16 protein-coding genes are annotated in these 20462 nt (G+C 70.5%); 5 read left to right on the top strand and 11 right to left on the bottom strand.

Features of this window, described 5'->3' with window-relative positions:
- The first annotated feature begins 1 nt into the window (after position 1).
- Entirely contained in the window at positions 2 to 1984 is a 1983-nt protein-coding gene (locus tag D7X74_RS14725; protein WP_120533590.1) for a lamin tail domain-containing protein, read from the top strand.
- Positions 1985 to 2160: 176 nt separating this feature from the next.
- Entirely contained in the window at positions 2161 to 4962 is a 2802-nt protein-coding gene (locus D7X74_RS14720) for a putative Ig domain-containing protein (protein ID WP_120533589.1), read from the top strand.
- Here the strand turns inward: D7X74_RS14720 and D7X74_RS14715 are convergent.
- A complete protein-coding gene (locus D7X74_RS14715) occupies positions 4959 to 5498 on the bottom strand; it encodes a hypothetical protein (protein WP_147446570.1) in 540 nt (179 codons plus the stop codon). The two genes, D7X74_RS14720 and D7X74_RS14715, sit on opposite strands and share 4 nt — an antisense overlap.
- Positions 5499 to 5836: 338 nt before the next feature.
- On the opposite strand from D7X74_RS14715, the gene D7X74_RS14710 reads away from it, so the two are divergent.
- On the top strand, positions 5837 to 8467 hold the full coding sequence (locus D7X74_RS14710) for a carboxypeptidase regulatory-like domain-containing protein (protein ID WP_158622233.1): 2631 nt from the start codon (positions 5837 to 5839) through the stop codon (positions 8465 to 8467).
- A 15-nt stretch (positions 8468 to 8482) separates the two neighbouring features.
- Here the strand turns inward: D7X74_RS14710 and D7X74_RS14705 are convergent, their stop codons facing one another.
- From D7X74_RS14705 to D7X74_RS14680, 6 genes are all read right to left on the bottom strand, one after another.
- On the bottom strand, positions 8483 to 9178 hold the full coding sequence (locus tag D7X74_RS14705) for a S8/S53 family peptidase (protein WP_233602103.1): 696 nt from the start codon (positions 9176 to 9178) through the stop codon (positions 8483 to 8485).
- Positions 9178 to 9456 carry a hypothetical protein gene (locus D7X74_RS14700; protein WP_120533585.1) on the bottom strand — a complete coding sequence of 93 codons (279 nt, stop codon included), beginning with the start codon at positions 9454 to 9456 and terminating at the stop codon, positions 9178 to 9180. The genes D7X74_RS14705 and D7X74_RS14700 overlap by 1 nt, the downstream gene beginning before the upstream one ends.
- A 23-nt stretch (positions 9457 to 9479) precedes the next feature.
- Positions 9480 to 11282: a peptidase domain-containing ABC transporter gene (locus D7X74_RS14695; protein ID WP_120533584.1), complete on the bottom strand. Its 1803-nt coding sequence runs from the start codon at positions 11280 to 11282 to the stop codon at positions 9480 to 9482.
- A 10-nt stretch (positions 11283 to 11292) separates the two neighbouring features.
- A complete protein-coding gene (locus D7X74_RS14690) occupies positions 11293 to 14277 on the bottom strand; it encodes a DUF1611 domain-containing protein (RefSeq protein ID WP_158622232.1) in 2985 nt (994 codons plus the stop codon).
- A 40-nt stretch (positions 14278 to 14317) separates the two neighbouring features.
- A complete protein-coding gene (locus D7X74_RS14685; protein ID WP_120533582.1) occupies positions 14318 to 14527 on the bottom strand; it encodes a hypothetical protein in 210 nt (69 codons plus the stop codon).
- A 192-nt stretch (positions 14528 to 14719) separates the two neighbouring features.
- Positions 14720 to 15634, bottom strand: a complete 915-nt coding sequence (locus tag D7X74_RS14680; protein ID WP_120533598.1) for a hypothetical protein — start codon at positions 15632 to 15634, stop codon at positions 14720 to 14722.
- Between the two features lie 106 nt (positions 15635 to 15740).
- On the opposite strand from D7X74_RS14680, the gene D7X74_RS14675 reads away from it, so the two are divergent.
- Both D7X74_RS14675 and D7X74_RS14670 read left to right on the top strand, forming a co-directional pair.
- Complete coding sequence (locus tag D7X74_RS14675) at positions 15741 to 16001, top strand: hypothetical protein (RefSeq protein ID WP_120533581.1); 261 nt, start codon at positions 15741 to 15743, stop codon at positions 15999 to 16001.
- A gap of 13 nt (positions 16002 to 16014) precedes the next feature.
- A complete protein-coding gene (locus D7X74_RS14670) occupies positions 16015 to 16791 on the top strand; it encodes a hypothetical protein (protein ID WP_120533580.1) in 777 nt (258 codons plus the stop codon).
- Positions 16792 to 16827: 36 nt separating this feature from the next.
- On the opposite strand, the gene D7X74_RS14665 is transcribed toward D7X74_RS14670, so the two are convergent.
- The 4 genes from D7X74_RS14665 to D7X74_RS14650 all read right to left on the bottom strand — a co-directional run bounded on the left by D7X74_RS14665 (position 16828) and on the right by D7X74_RS14650 (position 20337).
- Complete coding sequence (locus D7X74_RS14665; RefSeq protein ID WP_120533579.1) at positions 16828 to 17298, bottom strand: NUDIX hydrolase; 471 nt, start codon at positions 17296 to 17298, stop codon at positions 16828 to 16830.
- Positions 17295 to 18491 carry a DUF2380 domain-containing protein gene (locus D7X74_RS14660; protein WP_370450756.1) on the bottom strand — a complete coding sequence of 399 codons (1197 nt, stop codon included), beginning with the start codon at positions 18489 to 18491 and terminating at the stop codon, positions 17295 to 17297. The genes D7X74_RS14665 and D7X74_RS14660 overlap by 4 nt, the downstream gene beginning before the upstream one ends.
- 342 nt (positions 18492 to 18833) lie before the next feature.
- The gene (locus tag D7X74_RS14655; protein WP_120533578.1) at positions 18834 to 19580 is read right to left on the bottom strand and encodes an SIMPL domain-containing protein; all 747 of its coding nucleotides are present in this window, start codon (positions 19578 to 19580) and stop codon (positions 18834 to 18836) included.
- Positions 19581 to 19704: 124 nt separating this feature from the next.
- A complete protein-coding gene (locus D7X74_RS14650; protein WP_233595629.1) occupies positions 19705 to 20337 on the bottom strand; it encodes a hemerythrin domain-containing protein in 633 nt (210 codons plus the stop codon).
- Positions 20338 to 20462 lie beyond the last annotated feature (125 nt).

Genomic DNA, 20462 nt, shown 5'->3' with positions numbered 1-20462 from the left:
CATGCTGAAGCGGAGCTGGCTGCCGGCGCTCGTGACCACCGTGTTCGTCACGGTCGGTACGGGTTGTGGAGATGAGTGTGTTGATCAATTCGACTGTCGCGACAAGGGCACGCCGCCCGCGGGGCAGGCCTACGCCTGTGTCGAGAACAAGTGCGAGCTGCGCACGCTGACGCCGACGCCCGAGGAGGACGCGGGCACCGGGACGGACGCGGGTACCACGACGGACGCGGGTACCACGACGGACGCGGGCACCACGGACGCGGGTACCACGACGGACGCGGGCACCGGCACGGACGCGGGCACGGGCCCCACTGCATGCACCCCGGCTTGTGACCTGACGCAGGCGTGCAACATCGAGACGAACACCTGTGAGGCCTCCAGCGTCACCACGACGCCGGCGGAGACGAGCACGCAGATCACCGCGGTCATCACCGCGGCGGCGGGCGCGCAGTCCCCCGCGCTGCCCATCAGCGGCGCGTTCGTCACCTTCGTGAAGCCCACCGTGGCGGGCAGCACCGAGGCGGCCGGCTTCTTCCTGCAGGCCGAGGCGGCCGGTCCGGCGGTGTTCGTGCTGGGCTCCGCTTCCGCCACGCCGGTCGCCGTGGGCGACCGCGTGACGCTGAACGTCACGGAGACGGAAGTCACCAGCGGGCTCCGCGTGGTGAAGACCGCCACCGACCTGACCGTGGCGAGCAAGAACCACGGCGTGTGGAACCTGGACACCGCGACGCCTCCGGGTCTCAAGGTGGACGTGTCCGGCGTGAGCAGCTTCGAGGACGCCGGCACGACCGCGACGTATGAGAGCCGGCTGGTGACGGTGTCCGGAACGGTGGAGGCGGCGGCCGCCAGCGGCGCTGGCTTCTCTGGCTTTCCGCTGACCACGACGGGCGAGGCCTCGCCCAGCCCTCTGCGCCTGCGCGTCCCCGACGCCATCGCGTCGGAGCTGGACCTGACGACGGGCTGCGCCGTGCTCGTGCCCACTGGCATCGTCTGGCGCTTCAATGCCCAGCCCCAGGTGTCCGTGTTCACCTCGTCCCAGCTCACCGTGAACGCCTGCCCTGCCCCCAAGCTCACCGGCGCGCTGGCGCTGAGCACGACGGCAGTGCGGCTGACGTTCGACCGCAAGCTGGACGCGGCCACCGTGCAGGCCACGGACTTTGCCCTCACGCCGACCGTGGCGGTCTCCGCCTCGACGGTCACGGGCGGTCAGGTCGACCTGACGACGGACGCCCTGGCGGCGACCACGTCGTACACGGTGACGGTCAACGGCGAGGTGAAGGACACCGCCGGCACGGTGCTGAACGCCGCGGCCAACAGCGCGACGTTCATCAGCTTGACGCCGCCCCCCTCCGGGCCCGCGCTGGTCATCAACGAGATCGACTACGACAACGTCGGCACCGACAACACGGGGGCGGAGTACGTGGAGATCTACAACCGAGGCAACGCGGCGGCGGACCTGAGCGACGTCCTCCTGCTGTTCGTCAACGGTGACGCGCCGGCTGCCCAGCCCCGCCGGGAGTACCTGCGCTTCGCCCTGTCCGACACGAAGGACGCAACCGGCGCGGCGGCCACCTCGCTGCCCCCGGGCGGCTACCTCGTGGCGGCGCCCCAGCCGTTCTTCGACACCGTGACGCTGCCGGCCGGCACGCTGCGGCTCGTCATCAAGGGGACCTCCGCCACCACCCCGAACGCCGACGTCATCCAGAACGGCACCGGTGACGGCGTGGGCCTGGTGCAGAACGCGACGGGGACGCTCCTCGACAGCCTCTTCTACGAGTCAGGCACGCAGAACGCCACGTTCACCATCAACACGGCCGCGGGCGATAAGTCGCTGAACTTCGAGGAGGGGACGCGCGCCGCCGCCGCCGACTCGAACGCCGCCGTGGGCTCGCTGCAGCGCGTGCCGAACGGCAATGACTCGAACAACAACAACGCGGATTTCAAGTTCGTGGGCACGCTGACCCCCGGTGGACCGACGCCGTAGTCCCTACCGCTGAAGTCCTGAAGTGACAGGGCCGCGATCCTCCTGGGATCGCGGCCCTTCTTCTTGTCGGCCGGGCAATCTGTCACGCTGTCCCCTGTCGGGACGCGCCGCCCGCCATCGGGGTGGGCCTCTGTCTCGAGTCCGCGCCCAATCCCGGCGCCCAACTCGGACGGCCCATGTCGCTTCTTCGCGTTCTCGCTCCGCTGCTGGTCCTGCTGCTCAGCGCATGTCCCGGCCCCGGACCCACGCCCGCACCGCCTCCCGACAGCGGCGTGCCCGTGGACGCGGGCCAGACTTCCGACAGCGGCGTGCCCGTGGATGCGGGCCAGACTCCCGCGCTCACCATCTCCAGCGCGACGCTGGCTGCCGCCGAAGCACTCGCGCCCTATGAGGCCGCGCTCCTGGCCTCCGGAGGACAGGCACCCTACTCCTGGCGGGTGACGCTGGGCCCGCTCGTGGACGGGCTCACGCTGTCCTCCGAAGGCGTGTTGACGGGCACCCCGCGCTTCTCCGGTGGCCACGCGTTCACCGTCGAGGTCCAGGACGCCCAGGGCACCCGCGTCGAACAGACGCTGACCCTGCGCATCAACGGCACCGCGTACGCCCTGCTTCCGGACGCCTATGTCTCCGAACCCTACGCCTGGACCTTCCGCGCACCCGATGGCGCCGTCGCCCCGGTCTGGAGCACCGGGAGCACACCGCCGGACGGGCTGCGCCTGGACGCCGGTGGCACCCTGTCCGGTGTACCCACCGCGCCCGCGAGCGCCGTCCTCACCGTGGGCGTCCAGGACTCGGGCCGCGCCGCAGCCTGGACCCATGCGCTGTCCGTCCTCCCGCTTCCTTCCATCACGTCCACCCTGCTGCCGGACGCAGATGCGGCGCAGCCCTACTCCGCGACGCTGACGGCCACCGGAGGAAAGGCCCCGCTCGTCTGGAGCGCGGCCCCGGGCGCGCTGCCTGCCGGACTCACCCTGTCGGGCGCGGGCGTCCTGTCGGGCACGCCCTCGACGGAAGGCGCGGCCTTCACCGTCACCGTCACCGACGCCAACGCTCGCACGGCCTCCCGCGAGCTGCGGCTGTCCTTCGCCTCCAGCACCCTCGAGATGAAGTCCCTGTCGCTCGCGGACGGACGCGTGGGCGAGCCCTATTCCGAAACGCTCGTCGCGTCCGGGGGAAGCAAGCCGCACACCTGGAGCTTCACCGGCACGCTGGCCGCCGGCCTGTCCCTGACTCCCGATGGCACCCTGTCCGGCGTGCCCACCGCCGCGGGCACCGTGCCCTTCACCGCCACCGTGCGCGACGCGGCGGGACAGACGGTGTCGCGCCGCCTGCCGCTGACGGTGCTCGCGCCTTCGAAGCTGTTCACCGTGGGCCACTGGAACCTGGAGTGGTTCGGCGCCCCCAACCAGGGCCCGCCGCGCTCCACCTCCGACGGAGGCCTTCCGGATGATCTCCAGGTCGCGGGTGCCAGGGAGGTGCTGGGCTCCGCCAGCGCCCACGTCTGGGGACTGGTGGAGATGGTGGACACCACCGACTTCGACACCCTCAAGGCCGGCCTGCCCGGCTACACGGGCTTCCTCGCCAACAACCCCGCGTATGTGCTGAGCGGCACGTCGCTGTACTCGGCCGGCGAACAGAAGCCCGGCATCCTCTACGACAGCTCCCTCACCTACCGCAGCGCGCAGATCATCCTCACCGCGCAGGCCGCGGACTTCGGCGGACGCCCACCCCTGCGTGTGGACTTCACCACCCGCATCCACGGCGAGGACGCGCCGCTGGTCGTCATCGTCGTGCACATGAAGGCGTTCGAGGACCTGACGTCCTACGGGCAGCGCCTGCGCTCCTCCGCCGCGCTCAAGAACTACCTGGACGTCTGGTTGCCCGAGGCGCGCGTGCTCGTCATCGGCGATTGGAACGATGACCTGGATGAGTCCATCGCCACCGACAACGGCACCGCGCTGCCCACGCCGTTCGCGAACTTCCTCGACGACCCCACCCACTACACGTTCATCACCCAGCCGCTGACTGCCTCCAACAACCGCACCACCGTGGAGTACGACGAGGTCATCGACCACACGCTCGCCACCGACGAGATGACCCTCGAGGCCGTGCCCGGCGCCGTCCAGGTGCTCCGCCCCGACACGTCCATTCCGGACTACGCCGGCGCGGTCAGCGACCACTTCCCCGTCCTCAGTCGCTATGACTTCAGCGGTCCCGCCGGCCCGCGCGTGAAGCTCACCGCGCCCCTGAGCGGCACCTTCGTGAAGGGCGAGACGCTGACCTTCACCTGGCGCTCCGCGGGCGTGGCGACGGTGCGCATCGAGGTCTCCTACGACGACGGCGAACACTGGGGCGTCATCGCGCCTTCGGTGTCCGCGGCCGTGGGCCGCCATGCGTGGACGGTGCCGGACCTGGAGAACCCGACGGTGCGCGTGCGCGTGGTGGACACCGCGAAGGACTCGCGCTTCGACATGAACCCGGTGGCGCTCTGGTTCACGCGCACGGCGCCGCGCGTGTTCATCAACGAGTTTCTCGCCAGGCCGCTGGGCAGCACCGCGCTCGAATTCATCGAGGTCTACAACGCGGGCCCCGCCTCCGTGGACCTGTCCCGGTGGAGCCTGTGGGACGCCACGTCCTCCCGGCACATCTTCGCCCCGGGCACGACGCTCGCCCCGGGCCGGGCCCTGGTCGTCTACGGCGGGGCCACGGCCTTCCCCTCCGGCACGCCCGACACCGTCGCGGCCTCCAGCGGGACGCTGAGCCTCAACAACGACCGGGACACCGTGCAGCTGCGAAGCTTGGACGGAGGCGTCGTGGACGCCTACGCGTACGTGAACCCCGCGGACAACGTCTCCGACAACCGCTCCCCGGACCTGACGCCGGACGTGGGCTTCGCACGGCACACCACGCTGCCCCCTGGCCTTGCGTCCTCGCCGGGTCGTCGCGCGGACGGAGGGGCCTTCCAGCTCGTGCCCTAGCGGAGGGGCGGAGAGGTGGGGTCCGGCTCGGGCTCCTTGCGCGCGGGCACTGCTTCCAGGTCACGGGCGATCCATCCTTCGCCCGTGTCCTCGTAGGTGACGCGGATCTCATCCCCTTCCGACAGGTCGCGCAGCTGCGCGCTCTGTTCGTCCCGGCGCAGCCGCGAGCCCTCCTCCACGCGGACCTCGCGCTCCTCGCCCTGGCCGTCCACGAAGAGCACCTCGTCGTCGCCCACCCACGACACCCTGCCCGCGGCCCAGCCCTGTGCATCGGGCCGGCCGGAGCCGCCGGTTCCGGCGGGCGTCGGCTGCGCGGAGACGGGGGTCTCCTTCACGTCCTCACCCGCGCCCTTCAAGGCGCCGGGATCCACCCGCTCCTTGGAGGCCATCAGCCCGCGCAGGACCTCCGAGCGCCCCTCGCGGTGTTTGGCGGGTGGGCCCTCCGGCTTCGGCTCCCGGTCTCCACATGCCCAGACGCTTCCCAGTCCCACGAAGCCCAGCATCAGCAGGCCGGCCGTCCTGCGCATTCCACGCATAGGTCATGTCCTCCCGCTTCGTGCGAAGGGCCCGTGTCGCGCCCCGGGCCCGCTCCCCACTCCCTTGCGGGAAAACATGCGGATGCTTCGTCCTGCCGGGAACCACGGGCTTCGGGACCGCGGCGTGTCCCGGAGGGGCTCCTGTCCTTCCTGACGGGAGGGCAGGCCAGCAGGCACGCACACGGTCCAACCCCTCCTTCGCCCGCCTGCCGGATGGGGCCCGCCGTCAACCAGACCCTGGCCGGGACATGGGCCTCGGACTCGGGGCCGCACCGGTCCATTCGGGGTGATACTCGCGGTCGGTGCCCCGCCGGCTCGGGGGGGCGAGGATGGCAGGCATGCGCGGGCGGAGCATCGGGATGTGGGCGGTCCTCCTGGTCGGGTGCGGCCTCGCGCTGTTCTGGGCGCTGCGCTTCAGAGGTCCGAGCGCTTCGGAGGAACGCGCCACGGCCGACACGGTCGCTCCCGCGGGCCCGGCGCATCCCGGGTCGGGGCGCTCCGAGCGGTCGGATGCGGGCAACACGCCCCCTCTGGCCCAGACGCCTGGCGAGGCGGAGGGCCTCCTGGAGGTGGAGGTCCTCGTGGAGGGGCAGCCCTTCGCCGGGGCCCATGCGCGGCTCTACTGGCAGGGCGCGCGCGAAGCCCCGCTCGGGACGACGGCGTGGCGACGGGTGGGCGAGGGACTCACGGATGCGCGGGGACACGTGCGGATCGCGTCGGAGCCCGGACGCTACCTGATGGCGGTGCGCGCCCCGGGACAGGCGCCGCTGTTGCGGGAGGTGGTGCGCCCCCAGGGTGAGCACCTCACCGCGCTGCGGGTCTCGCTGTCGCCAGGGCAGTCGCTCACGGGGCGCACGGTGGTGAAGGGAACGATGGAACCGGTGCCGCTCGTGGAGCTGATCCTCACGGCGCACGCGCAGGCAATGGAGCCCTGGCAGCACGCCGAGGTCCCCGACGAGGAGCGCGTCTACGTCACGAGCGACGCGCGAGGAGCCTTCCGCGTGGAGGGGCTCGCGCCCGGGACGTGGCGGCTGGAGGCCCGGGCACCCGGCCATGCGCGCGCGGTGCTGGAGCGCCTGCGCATCCCCACGGAGGGGCCGCTGACGGTGGCGCTGCGGGTGGCGGGCGTCATCGAGGGCTTCGTCATGGACGCGCAAGGCCTCCCGGCCGCGAACGCCGAGGTGCAGGTGGACGGCAACGCCGAGCCGGGGATGACGACGGGTGCGCAAGGGGGCTTCTCCCTGGAGGTGGAGCCCGGCGCGCACACCCTGTCCGCGCGGCGCGGCGAGGAGTCCGGCGTGCTCGACGCGCCCGTCGTCTCCATCGCGGGAAGCACGGTGCGCGACGTGCGGATCCGACTGGGACCGGGCGCGCAGTTGGAGGGCCGCGTGGTGGAGCGGTCCTCGGGCACGCCGGTGGCGGGGGCTCGCATCGACATCCTTGTCTCGGGCGAGGATGGAGAGGCAGGCCGTGCCCTGTCGGACGCGGAGGGCCACTTCCGGATCCGCGGACTGGTTCCCGGCAGCTACGACGCGCGGGTGAGCGCGACGGGCTTCGCGTCCACCGTGCGGTACGGGTTGACGGTGGGCGCGGGCGAACGCTTCCCCGTGGACCTGATGCTCTCACGCACCGGCGCGGTGGAGGGTCAGGTGCGCGATGGGGCCGGCAGGCCCGTGGCGCGAGCGCAGGTGTCGAGTCTCGATCGGGGTGATGAGGGCACTGCTCCAGGCGAAGCCCGCACCGACGACACGGGGCACTACCGGCTCGAAGGGCTGGCGCCGGGCCGGGTGTACCTCTCCGCCCGACGTGAGGGCTCCACGGTGGGCGTCATGCATCCGGTGAATGTGGGCGAGAACGGCGCGGCCCGGATGGACTTCACGCTGGAGGACACGGGCACCGTGGAAGGTGTGGTGCGCGCGGCCCGGGGCTCCCTTCCCCAGGGCAAGCTGGGGGTGACGTCCGTGGGCATGGGAGCGACGGGCACCGGGGTCCCGGGCAGGGCCGAGGTCGGGGCGGACGGGACGTTCCGGATGGTCCTTTCCCCGGGAAGCCACATGCTGCTGCTCACGGAGCGCGGGCACTACGACTCGGGCGAGCAGAAGCTGGTGAGCGTGGAGGAGGGGCGGACGGTCCAGGTCGAGCTCACCTGGGAGGAGTCGCGCGATGCGAGCGAATACCGGGGCATCGTCCTGGAGCCGGAGGGCACGCCCTCGCCAGGGGCCTCCATCACCCTCGCGCTGGCGGAGGGACGGGGCAATCCCCTGATGATGGCGTCCGCGGATGAGGAGGGGCGCTTCGCCATCTCCGTCCCACAGCGGTCCGGCTCCGCCACGCGACGCGTGGTGCTGAACGCGCGCAACGGTGGTCGCTCGAGCGAAACCCTGCCCGTGAGCGCAGGAGAAGAAGTCGTCGTGAAGCTGCGCCCCGCGGCCTCGCTCCGGGGACGGGTGGTGCGCGAGGGCGGGCCCGGGCGCGGCTTCACCCTGGTCCTCCAACTCCAGAAGGGCTACCTGTCCCAGGGGCAGGGCCCGCGAGAGTTCCCAGGCGAGCGCTTCGAATGGAAGGACGTTCCGGCCGAGCCCCTGCGACTGCTGGCGCGGACGGCGGACGGTTTGACGGGAGAGGTGCTGGTGTCTCCCAGCGTCGGCGGAGCGCTCGACGTGGAGATCCCCCTGAAGGCCTCGGCCACCGTGTCGGGCCGGGTGGTGGACGCGGCCACGAAGGCGCCCCTCCCCGACGCGATCGTCTTCCTCGATGGAGAGACGCCTGGGGCGGAGGACACCGGTCCGGATTCGGACGGGCGCTTCTCCTTCGTCGGCGTGCGCGCGGGGGAGCGCGCCCTCCTCGTCATGGGTCACGCCCAGGGACACGTGAGACGGACGCTGAAGTTGCAGGCGGGCGAGATGATCGACCTGGGCGACATCGCGGTGGATACCCGCCCGTCGACTTCGGACCCTGAGACCCCGTGAGTGCCAGGGCGGCGCTCACCCCCGCCCGCGCCGCCATTCCGGTGGGCAGCCGTCGCGCAGCACCCCGGCCACCGCTACCGCGCAGGCGAAGCTGGTCGTCATGGGCGCGTGCAGCCAGTGTCCTCCCATGTAGAGCTTCACCTCCCGCTCCCGCACGACATGGTCGACCTTCACGTCGGTGCCCACCCGCTCCATGAGCGCGGCGTCACCCACCGACACCACCGACTCCAACTGCGCAGGCAGCGTGGGCATCCCTCCCGCCGAGCAGACGATGACCGCGCCTCGCGCCGCCGCGCGGTCCGTCACCTCGCGCATGGGCGACTCCAGCGCGCGGAGCGTGGTGCCCAGGCTCAGGTTCAGCAGGTCCACGCCCACCTCGTCCAACATCCACCCCAGCGCCTCCACGAGGCACAGCGAGTGACCGCGCACGCCCTCATCGAGGACGCGCGCCACGTACAGCTCCACGTCCGGCCAGGGACGGACCTGCTCGTGGAGGATGCTCAGGACGGCCGTGCCATGCCCGTGCGCATCCTCCAGGTCCAGCACGGTGTCGCCAGCCCGCCACGCCTCCAGCTCCTCGCGCTCGTAGACGCGCGCCTCCAACTCCTTCGCATCCAGGTCGAGCGTGAAGCGGGCCGCACCCGCGAGGTGCATTCCCTGCTCGCGAAGGAAGGCCACCTCCACCCCACTGTCGATGATGCCCACCTTCATCACCGGGCCCCACCTCCCGGCCCCGGAAGCCTTGCGTGCCCCAGTTGCCGGAGCACGTAGGTGCCCAGGGTGATGGACTCCGTGCGGGGAGGGACAGCGTCAGGCACGGCCACCGTCAAACGCACGAGTGAACCCGCGAGCAGCATCACCGAGCCCAGCGCCGCCACGAGCAGGAACGTGAGGATGCCGATGCGCCGCACGACGAAGAGGCCGGGATGATCCGGATCCTCCAGGAGGGGCAGCGGCGGGGCGACAGGACGCGGGGGCTGGTTCGTCATGACCGTTCGTTCCCATCGCCGCGTCAGGCGGCGTCCGCCTCGCCCACGCCGGTGCGGTACAGCCGCCGGTAGGGAGCACAGCGCGCCAGCAGCTCCGCATGCGGGCCCCGGCCCACCAACTGGCCTCCCGCGAGCATCCACACCTCATCGGCCAGCGGCGCGTTGGCCAGCCGGTGGGTGATGAACAGCACCGTCTGCCGCCGCTCCCGGGCCCTCGCGAGCAACGCGTGGACGATGGCGGCCTCGGTCTCCACGTCGAGCTGCGAGGTGGCCTCATCCAACAGCAGCACGGGTGCATCGCGCAGCACGGCGCGGGCCAGGGCCAGCCGCTGCCGCTGTCCGCCGGAGAGGCTGGCGCCCGCCTCGGCCACCGGCGTGTCGTAACCCTGGGGCAGCCCCGCGAGCACGGACTCCAACCCGCACAGCCGCACCGCGTGCCCCAGGTCCTCGTCGGACACGTCGGACAGGCCCAGCGTGAGGTTGTCGCGCAAGGTGCCGTGGTACAGCTCCACGTCCTGCCACACCACGGCGAGCTGTCGGCGCAGCTCGGACAGCTCCAGGGTCCGCGCGTCGCGGCCGTCGTACAGCACGCGCCCCTGGCCGGGCTCCTCCAGCCGCGTCAGCAGTCGCGCCAGCGTCGTCTTCCCGGAGCCACTCGCCCCGACGATGGTCACCACCGTCCCGGGCTCGACGCGCGCGCTCACCTCGCGCAGCACGTCCTGGCCCGGCGCATAGCCGAAAGACACGTTCTCCAGCGCCACCCCGCCGTCCAGCCGCCGCGCCAGCGGGGCCGGGAGCTGGAGGGAGCGATTCGGATCCTGCTCCGGCGTCTCGTGCAGGTACTCGAAGAAGCGCTGAAGGTGGACGCCGCGCTGCTGGAGACCCGTGACGAAGGAGATGACCTCGATGACCGGGCCGCGCAGGTACGCGGCATAGGCCACGAAGGCCACGAAGCCGCCGAGCGTCAGTTGCCCCTGGAGGATGAGCCGCCAGCCCAACCACGTGAAGAGCGCCGTCTGCGCCGCCTCCACCGTGCGCTCGAACAGCCGCAGCCGCCCCTCCACCCCGTGCGCCCGCAGGTGCGCCCGCAGCACCGACCGCATCAGCCCCGCCGCGCGCTGGTAGACGAACGGCTCCAGCGCCAGCACCTTCGTCGTGCGGCTCTGCCGCAGGGTCTCCACCTGGAGCGCGTTGAGCGAACCGTGGACGCCCACCACCTCCTGCCACGCGTGGCCCATGGCGCGCCCCATCACGAGCGGCACCGCCACCACGAAGGGCAGCGTGGCCAGGGCCGCCAGCGCCAGCTCCCAGTGGAGCGAGGCGAGCGTGAACGGGATGATGATCAGGAAGCTGAGCTGCGAGAACACGAGCCGCAAGAGGCCCAGCACCAGGGACATCCCGGCCTTCGCGTCCTCGAAGCGGCTGGTGAGTTCCCCCACCTGTCGCCGGGAGAAGAAGCGGTCCGGCAGGTGTTGCAGGTGGTTGAACAGGTAGAGCGCGGCGGAGCTCTCCAGCTTGATGTTCAGATAGGACGAGTAGTAGCCCAGCAGCGAATCCGCGAGCGCCGCCGCCACCGACGCGGCGAGGATGCTGACCACCAGGACGTGGAGCAGGTCCAGGTCCTTCAGCGACGACACGTGGTCGAACAGGAGCCGCGTGAGGAAGGGCGGCACCAGCAACAGCAGCGTGATGACGGGGCCCAGCAACGCGCCCCGGGCGAGCGCGCCCCAGGCGGGCCGCAGCAGGCGCAGGAGCGCGGCGAGGTAGCGCGCCGACTGTCGCAGCCCGGGAGGGCCCTCCTCCTGCATCGCGCCGTCCTGTTCCATCAAGGGTCTCTCACAGGGACGTGAGCACGCTCCGGGCGAGCGCGTCCACTTCCTCGGGGATGGCGTGGACGCGCAGTCCGGTCCGCTGCTCCAGCCGCTGCCGCGCGGCCTCCAGCACCTCGTCCCGGACGCCCAGGAACCACGTCTCCGTCCACCGGCTGCCCAGCAGCTTGCGCCCGCCCATCATCGCCAGGCCCACCACCGTGCAGGGCACGTCGTGCTCCCGGGCCAGCGTCTCCAGATACTCGCGCGTCGCGAGCACGTCCTCCGGCTTCGTGTCCACCGACACGGTGAGCACGATGAGCCGGGGCAGGAACGTCTCGTAGATCATCGTGGAGGCGTTAGCCCGCCGGTCCGCGCCGGCCGGTGAGTAGAGCAGCCCGTTCTGCCCGCCGGTGATGACCACGTCGCAGTCGCGGGCCAGGTCCAGCATGAGCCGCCGCTCGAAGGCGAGGCGCGGCTCGGCCTCCACGCGCAGCACGCGCGAGTAGCCGGTGTCCGCGCCCAGCAGGATGCCCGTGGGCTCCGTGGCGTGGTGGCGCACGCGCACGTGCTTCGCCAGCGCCTCGCGCAGGTAGACCTGGGTGCTGAACTTGCCCTGCACCGTGTCCGTGCCGAAGACGCCCAGCAGGTTGCGCGGCCGGTAGTCCACCGGGCCCGGGTGCGCGAGCGCGTCCTGCTCCGGCACCGCCACGCGGTGGAAGAGCGAAGGGTCCGGCTCCAGTCCATCGAAGAGGTCGTAGTAGAGGATGTCGTCGTACAGCGACACCACCGGCAGCCGCTTGCGCGTGGCCACTTCGAGCAGCGCCCGGACGTGCGGCACCTCGGACTCGAAGTTGAGCGAGCAGGTGAAGACCACCGCGTCGAAGTCCTGCCGCGAAATCTCCGCGGGGTCGCTGCACACCGGCACGGACAGCGCCCCGGCCTGGATGTACGCGCCCGCGTCGGTGAGCGACACGGTGTCGTCGAACACGATGGACGCGGGCGCCACGCTCTTCTCGCGGAAGCGCAGGAGCGCGTAGCCCTCCTTGTTGTACTTGAAGACCGCGGTCCGCTTGCCGCCGAGCACCTTCGTCACCTGCTCGCGCGTGTACATGTGCTGGCTGCGCAGCGTGGGGGTTTGGAGGATGGGCAGCCGCTGGTCGCCCTCCCAGATCTCCGCCAGCTTCCGGTACAGCACCTCCGGGTCGTACTTGGGATAGGTGCGCGTGTCCTGCGCGATGAGCAGCGGCACGCCGTAGTCCGGCATCTGGAAAGTGTATTCGTGCTCGGAGCCTTCCACGCGCAGCGCGTAGCGGGCCTGCGGATGCAGCAGGAAGTACTGGAAGCAGACACGCAGCCCCGCGACGTCGACCACCTCCGGATCCAGCGTGATCTCCCGCCGCGCGTCCGGCGAGCCCTGGCGCGACAGCCGGCGCAGCAGGAACGGCGGCGGCGCTTCCGCCCCCGGCTTCCCCACGTGGACGAGCACGCACTTGAACGGATCCACCGGGAAGGCGGTGAGCAGCTCCGGCGTGAAGGCCGGCAGGCGCGAGACGACGTCCGCGTAGCGCTGGAGGAACAGCGTGCGTGCGCGCTCCCGCTGCGTGGGGTCCGGCATCATGAACAGCAGGTCACTGCCGCTGAAGACCTCGAAGCGGCGCCACGTCTCGCGCGTCTCCGCGTCCACCGGCGCGGGGAGCTGCGCCTCCACCAGCTTGATGAGCCCGAACATCCAGCAGTTGCCCGGCGTCAGCCAGTGCTCGCTGTAGAAGTCCCGCCCCCACGTCGAATAGTAGAGCCGGGGCAGCGAAGGAGGCGGCGGCGGCACGGGCGCGGCGACAGCCACCTCCTGGGGCAGCTTCGGCTGCATCACGCCGTCGAGCCACTCGATGCCTTCGTGCCACCAATGGCCGAACAGCTCCGTGTCGAAGGCCAGCACGAACGTCTGTCCGTCCTGCACGAGCGAGCGGCGCGACTCCAACAGGTCCCAGAACGCGCGCACGTGTTGGGGCACCTGCGCGCGGGCGGCCTCCAGGTCGTAGAGGCCCTTCTCGCCCAGCCCCACCTGCTGGCCGGTCACCGCGTGGTACTTGAGGCCCGTCCACACGTGCCCTCGTTTGTGCGAAGGCACGGGCACGCCCAGCTCGTCGAAGTACTCGGGCCGGACATCGAAGCCCACGTCGCGGAAGAACTCTCGGTAGACGGGATGGGCTGGGAAGGTGGCGTCGGGCGACTTCCACAGGTGCAGCCCGATGCGGTAGTCGTGAACGAGCACCTCCAGGTCCTCGTGGCGGAACACGCCGCTCGGGTCCTGGGGCTGCGAGGCGCCAATGCCATTCAAGCTGAGCGCGGTGCGGCGGATGCCGTGGCGCGTGAGCACGCGCTCGACTCCGGGCTGGAAGGCGCACTCGGGCAGCCAGAAGCCGTCCGGCTCGCGGCCAAACACTTCCTGGAAGGACTCCACGCCGCGCGCCACCAGCCGGTCCGCGGTGTCGGGCTCGAAGAAGGGCAGGAAGTTGTGCTGGGGCGAGGACGTCCACAGCTGCACGCCAGGCAGCCGCGAGCGCCCCAACTGCGCGAACACGTCGCGCAGGCTGTGCTCCTTGAGGAACGCCAGGCTGTCCTCCACGCGCCGCAGGTACATGCCCGCGGTGCGGTGGATCCGCGACAGCGCCTCTTCGGAGAGCGACTGCGGGAACTTCTCGGAGCGGTTGTAGAGGTCCAGCCGCGACGTGCGCTCCAGCTCGCGCGTGGCGATGCGCCCGAGCAGGTGCAGGTAGCTCGTGTAGCGCTCCTCGCAGGCGAGGAGCTGATCCACGAGGCACGGGGTGAAGGACATCACCAGCGTGCCGGCGAAGCGCCGGGAGTCCCAGCGCTCCAACATCCGGAACAGCGGAAGGTACGTCTCCGTCAGCGCTTCGAAGAGCCAGTTCTCCGGCTCATCGAAGAGGGGCCCCGTGCCCAACACCTGCGGCATGTGGGTGTTGAGGATCAGCGTGAGGCTGGGATTCATGGAGGGGCCGCGAGACGGAAGAGAAGCGTGAGGCTGAAGGCTAGCGGCAGTCCTCGTAGGGGGATGTGGCGCCATCCTCCGAGCACACCCGGTGGGCCGGGTTGAACAGGTCCTGCCACACCGTGCCCGGCCCCGACGCGACGAGCGTGTACGTGGTGGAGGAGAAGTTCGACGTGGAGAAGCCCATGACGTCCGGGCCGCCGTTCACCGTCTCCAGCAGTTCCGAGACATCCTTGCGCGTGTAACGCATTGAAGAGACTCCAGGAGATGAGGGGGTTTTCGCGAAGCAAGGGAAGCGTAGGAAAGGACCTGGGAGGGGACAAGGCAGGGAATGCGGGTGGGCATGGCCCCCGACACTTCCCGCGCTCCGGATGCGCGGCCCATGCTCCGGGTCCTGTTCAGCACGCGCAGGCAGTGATGAAGGAGCAGCTCCCGTCCCCATTCAGTAGGTGCCCCAGCGCGAAGGCAGGGGCGCACTCCACTGCGTCGCCATTCCGGGCGTCGCCAGCGGGGTGGTGCCGACGATGCGCATGACGCTGGAGTCCGCGTCCAGGTCGGACCAGCTCACCGCGATGTTGCGGCAGTAGCGGTCCTTCGCGAGTCCCGTCTCCATGTTGTGGATGCAGGGGGTGGAATCCCAGACCCGATCCGCTTGCAGGCGCTGGACCGCGGCGACCGTTTCGTCGGGCATGACACCGGAGGCCCTGACGAAGGGCACGCCATCCACGGGCGAGCCATCCGCCGCGAGCAGTTCGAAGACCTTGCCGGAGTAGCTGAGCGAGCCCGGCAGGCTGAAGTCCCAGGCCTTCGCGGTGAAGGGCGCGGTCTGACCACAGGAGGCCGGTGCTCCGGGTGCATCGGTGCAGTCGCCCCCGAGGTGGAGCACCAGCACGGCCCCTGTCTCCACCCTGTAGCCCTGGGGAAAGGTGAAGCTGAAGTCGGCGTTGGTCAGCTCCAGGAGCGAGATGCCGCCCAGCGTCCCACCGGTGACGGCCACCAGTTCGATGAGATCCTGTGGGTGTGCGGGGTTGATCTCGGTGATGCGCAGCGAGGCTTCCGCGACGGTCGTGCCGCCGTCCGTGCCCGCGTCGGCCTGACCGGCGTCCGTGCCCGCATCCGTGTGTCCCGCGTCCGTGTGTCCCGCGTCCGTGCCCGCGTCGCTCACCCCTGCGTCCGTGCCCGCGTCCGTCGGACCCGCGTCCTGCGCGGGGGCCTGAACACAGAGCTCGTCGACACAGACGATGTCCGGCCCACGGGCCGCGCAGTCGCGGTCCTCCGTGCACTCGGGATCCGCCGGGCATCCGGCGAGGAGCGGGAGCAGGGCTGCGAACATCGGGACGGTACGCGGACGGAACATGGAAGGACCTTGGACCCGGAGGACTGAGAAGGGCACTTGTATAGCTGGCACCTCTGTCATGGCGGGGGCTCTTCACGGGTCCCGGGCCGCGCGTAGAATCCCGGCCATGAACCTCTTTCGTGGCCTCGCGCTGCTGGCAGGTGGGCTCGCGGCGCTCTCCGGATGCGCGACGCTCGATACGTCGAATCTGTCGCAGTCCTGTCGCAGCCAGTACAACGCGTGTCTCGACAGCTGCCAGCCATCCTCCCGGGCCGCCTTGCGGATTCCCCAGGACTCCGTGCAGGGCCAGTCGGTGGGTCGCACACCCGATACGCAGACGCCGGGGTGTGTGGACGAATGCAACCAGCAGGCGAAGACCTGCACCTGAAGGGGATGGGCGCATGCGACCGGAGCACTCCGAGACCCTGGACGGCTCGACGCCGGACATCACCCCGCTGGCGCCCGAGGTCGCAAGACTGCGGCCGTTGAGCGCCTTCACCCTGCTCGCGGGAGGCGATGTCTACGAGGCGCGCGAAGGCCGTCCGCCCGTGGAGGGACCCGCCCGCGCCCGCGCCTATGTGCAGGCGAAGTTGGAGTTCAAGACCTACGGCGCTCCCGCCGCGCAGGTGCAGCGGGTGCAGGAGGAGATTGCCCGGCAGATCTCCGGCAACCTCTCGATCATCTTCCGGCTGGAGGCCGCCCGGCCTGTCACGCTGGAGCTGATCCCTCCCGGCCACACCCTGGTGAAGTATGGCTATCCGAAGGCGGTGTCACCCCAGGCCGCGGGGTTGTTCTGGGACCATCCGGACTGGCCCCGAGCGCGCATCGCCCTGCGGCAGGACCGGCTGGAGTCGGAGAAGTACCTCGTCTTCCATGAGATGGCGCACGCCATCCAGGGGCTGGCCTTCACGAAGGACGAGAACGAGCTCATGTACCGCACCGTGCTGCGCACGTATCGCAGCCGCGCGGCAGTGGACGAGGTGTTCGCCATCTACAGCGAACGCGAGTTCGTCACCGGCGTCTCCGCCCACGACCTGCGCGCCCCGGGCGTGTACGGCATGGCCCGTCAGCGGTGGAACGAAGAGCACCTCTTCACCCGCTTCGTGCGAAACCTCTACTTCCCCTACAAGCCCCTGGCGGGCGGCAACGCGGGCTCGGCGACGTCGAGCTTCGGCTGACGCGGGCATCCCCCGGGGTGCGAAGCGTAATGCCGGTCAGGCTTCCTCGTCGGGGAGGAGCGTCCGGAGCATCTCGTCGTCTGGTCCGAGCGGACGCCAGCCAGGCGGTGGTGGAGTGGCAAGGAGCGAATCACCTGCCAGGCCGACGCGCTCCTCATGCGTGGAGGGCGTGAAGGCCCCCCATCGGGCGAGCACCTTGATCATCCGGAAACGGGTGGCTTCGTCCTTCATGTCTGGCCAACCGTCGGGAAAGTCTCCGGCCAACTCGCGCACGAACACATCACGCACCAGGCGCGTCACCTTCCGACGCTGCTCCGCCTCAGCCAGCAACACACTGAAGACCTGGACTGCGGCGACATCGTCCTTACCGAGTTCCTCGGCCAGTCCAATCAGAGGGATGGCAGGGCGTGAATCGGCGAAGACCGAAAGGGAAGGGAAACCCCGCTCGCGGACCCGCTCATACAGACGGACCTTCCAGTTGCCCTCCCAGGACCGCCCGTCGGTCATCGCCTTCTCCCAGGAGTGAAGTTCATCGGAATGTCGTACAGCTTCATGAACTCCACCACGATGTCGAGGACCTCATTTCGCGTCAACACCCGGCCGAATCGGGTCTCAGCCCTGCGAAGTTCCCTCATGATCAGCTGATTCCACTCATTGGGCCACATGCGTCCCAAGCGCCAGTCACCTCCACCGTGAATGGCCTCATGGTGTGACTGCTCCAACCGGACGCAGAACTGATCGATGTCCATGGCCCCCTTGAAGCCGCGCTGCTCGAACCACTCACGGTGTTCTTGCGGCAGGACGTGGTGCTTCGGCGCATCGGACATGCCGGCTCCCGCCCGTCCAGTCTCGTGCATGCCGCGCACTTCAGGACCGTCCCCCAGCGCATCGCGCACGCCCTTGGGCAGGTCGCGGTGCGCTTGCGCCATCATCACCTGCCCCGCATGGATCCGGACCGCGGCGCTGACCACCGGCACGGAGATGACGCCCGCCTGCACGAGCCGGCGCATCGTCTCCACCCACTCGGCGGAGACCACAACCCGCGAACCCATCATCACACCGCCCGAGCCCATCACGAGTCCCACGCCGAGCGTGACGGGCGCCGCGGGAGGGGGCCTGGGCAACATCACCTTCAGCGTGGAAACCATCGTGAGCATTTCGAGGAACTGCGCCGCAGCGATGACCCGCCCGGCCCGCTCCATCGCCACGCGCGCTCCGTCCTGGATGGATTGGAATTCACGGGTGAGTTGCCCCATCAACTCGGGCATCGCGGTCGCCGTGGCCTCCACCTGCCCTGGCTCCATCGACGCGAGCGCCTTCATGGCCGGCGCCATCCGCCGCTGCACACGGTCCAGGTCCACGAACAGCCGCTCCATCCCGTAGTAGGGGCACTCCTGGCGCACGACCTCCGCGAGGCGGAGGAAGTCGACCCATGCCGCGAGCAACGTGGCGCCGGACATCGCTGCCTGGAGACGGGGACCCGTCATCCGCAGGAGCCCCAGGGACATGTCCGCATCCGAAACCGCCCCGGCGGCCTCCGCGAGCGTGGTCGCATTCACCAGAGCGCCACGGAGCCACGGCAGTTGGCTGGAGCCGTAATCCGCATAGCGCGTGAAGACGCCGTCGCTCCCACCCAGGCCCCTCGTGTTCGCCGTGAGCGTGGGCAGCCCGTGGGTGATGCCGTCCAGCGAGCCCTTCACTTCGTTCAAGGCATCAAGGACCGCGAGACGGCTCAGCGTGGCGTCAGGCCTTTCCCTTCCAAAGCCCTCCACCTCATCCGCTGGACGCGCGGCCGTCACGACGCCACGGCCACGCTTCTCAGCCGTCCGTTGTCTTTCGCTGGAAGCCTCCGACACGGAAGTGCGCTGCCGGAGCACGCGCGCGCCACCGCTCCGGGTGGACGTCTCGACTCCAGCGCAGCCCATGACAAGAAGGGCCAGGCACCACACCACGACCTTCGCGCGCATCATCCATCCTCCGGCGTCGCCAGAGGGTACACCGGGGGCACATACCGGCCCCCCGGCGAACGAGGCACCCCGCGCCTACTGAATCGCGTAGATGAGCGTCACCTTCGCCTGCACCGTCTGCTCTTCCGGATTGATGGGCGTGGTGGGCGCGGCGCGCGACTCGGCCATGTCCATGGCGAAGGTGGCCGGGTACAGGCGCGGCGCTTCCGTCACCGTGCTCGCGTCCAGCACCGCGCCCAGCTTCACGTTGAGCGCCGCGGCCAGCACCTCCGCCGACTTGCGCGCTCGCGCCACCGCCTGCCGCAGCGCCTCACCCTGCACCGCGTCCTCGCGGCTCAACCCGAAGCGCACCGAATCCACCCGGTTCGCCCCCGCCGCGAGCGCCTTGTCCAACAGCCCGCCCACCTTCGTCAGGTCCGTCACGTGGACGCTCACCAGGTTGCTCACCCGGTAGCCCTTGAGCTTCGGCTCCCCACCCTGCGGCGGCGGCGGCATGTATTCGGGATAGACGTTGTAGTTGCGCGTCTGGAGGTCGCGCTTCGCGAGGCCCGCGGACGTCAGCGCCGCCAGCACCTTCTCCATCCGCTTCGCGTTCTCCTCGCCCGCCGCCTTCGCGTTCGCCGCGGACGTCTCCACCGCCACGTCGATGAAGGCCTCGTCCGGCTGCGCCTTCACCTCTCCCGTGCCCTCCACGCGCAGCGTGCGCACCTGCGGATCAACGGGGGGACGCGCCTGGGGCGAACCGGGCGGCTGTGACTGCGCGGCGGCGGTGAAGCCCGCCAACACCACCAACGTCGACAACATCCTGCGTACCGTGGACATGGCGCCTCCTTCCAAAGGCCGGGGACCTCCCACGCCTCTAGCGCGAAAGCCCCTCATGCCTCCAGGACGGCCCGGGCCCGGCGGACATTCACCGGGCCCGTGACGTCGTGCGCCAGACGGTCGCTCAGTGCGGCAGCGACTCGCCCGCGGAGTCCATCGTCATGGCCGGCTCCGGCTTGCGCGCCGGACGCCGCGTGGCCTTGCGCACCTGCGTCTCCGCCTTGCGCCGCGCCGTGCGCAGCGCGTCCCGGCCCATGTCCATCACCGCCGACACCGCGCCCGCCAGCAGGTTGCCCGGCGGCGTGTCCGGCGCGGCCGGGTGCGGGTGCGTGGGCGCCGCCCGCTTCGCCAGCTCCAGCGCCTCCCCCACCTGCCGCAGCTCCTGCGGCTTGAAGGCCTTCTTCACCTCCGGGAACAGGTACTGCTCCTCCTCGGTGACGTGGGCGCGCACGTTCTCCATCAGCACGTGCACCTTCGCGTCGAAGCGCTCCGCGTCCGGCGCCATCGTGTCCAGCTCCGACAGCAGCCACTTCACGACGTGGTGCTCCTCCAGCGCGCGCAGCACGTCCGCGGAGAGGTCCTCCGCCCGCGCCCGCACCGCCGGGTAGAAGACCTGCTCCTCGATGGCCGCGTGCACCGACAGCTCGCGCACGATGTCGTCCACCAGCTTGCGCTTGTGCGCCAGCGCGTGGTCGCCCGACTTCTCGAACTTGCGGAACAGCTGCTCCACCGTCTTGTGGTCCGCCTTCAGCAACATGATGGCATCCATCGGCCGTCTCCCTTCCTGCAACGGGGGCCCGCGCCTCCCCCTCCCGAATGCGCAGGAGTCCCTCTCCCTGGCGCAGCGCGGCACGTTCCGAATGGTGGGGATGAATTCCCGCC

This window comes from Corallococcus sp. CA047B (genome assembly GCF_003612065.1).
Classification (GTDB): Bacteria; Myxococcota; Myxococcia; order Myxococcales; family Myxococcaceae; genus Corallococcus; species Corallococcus praedator.
Note: the sequence above shows the minus strand (reverse complement) of the source record. Positions and strands in the feature narration are given on the sequence as shown.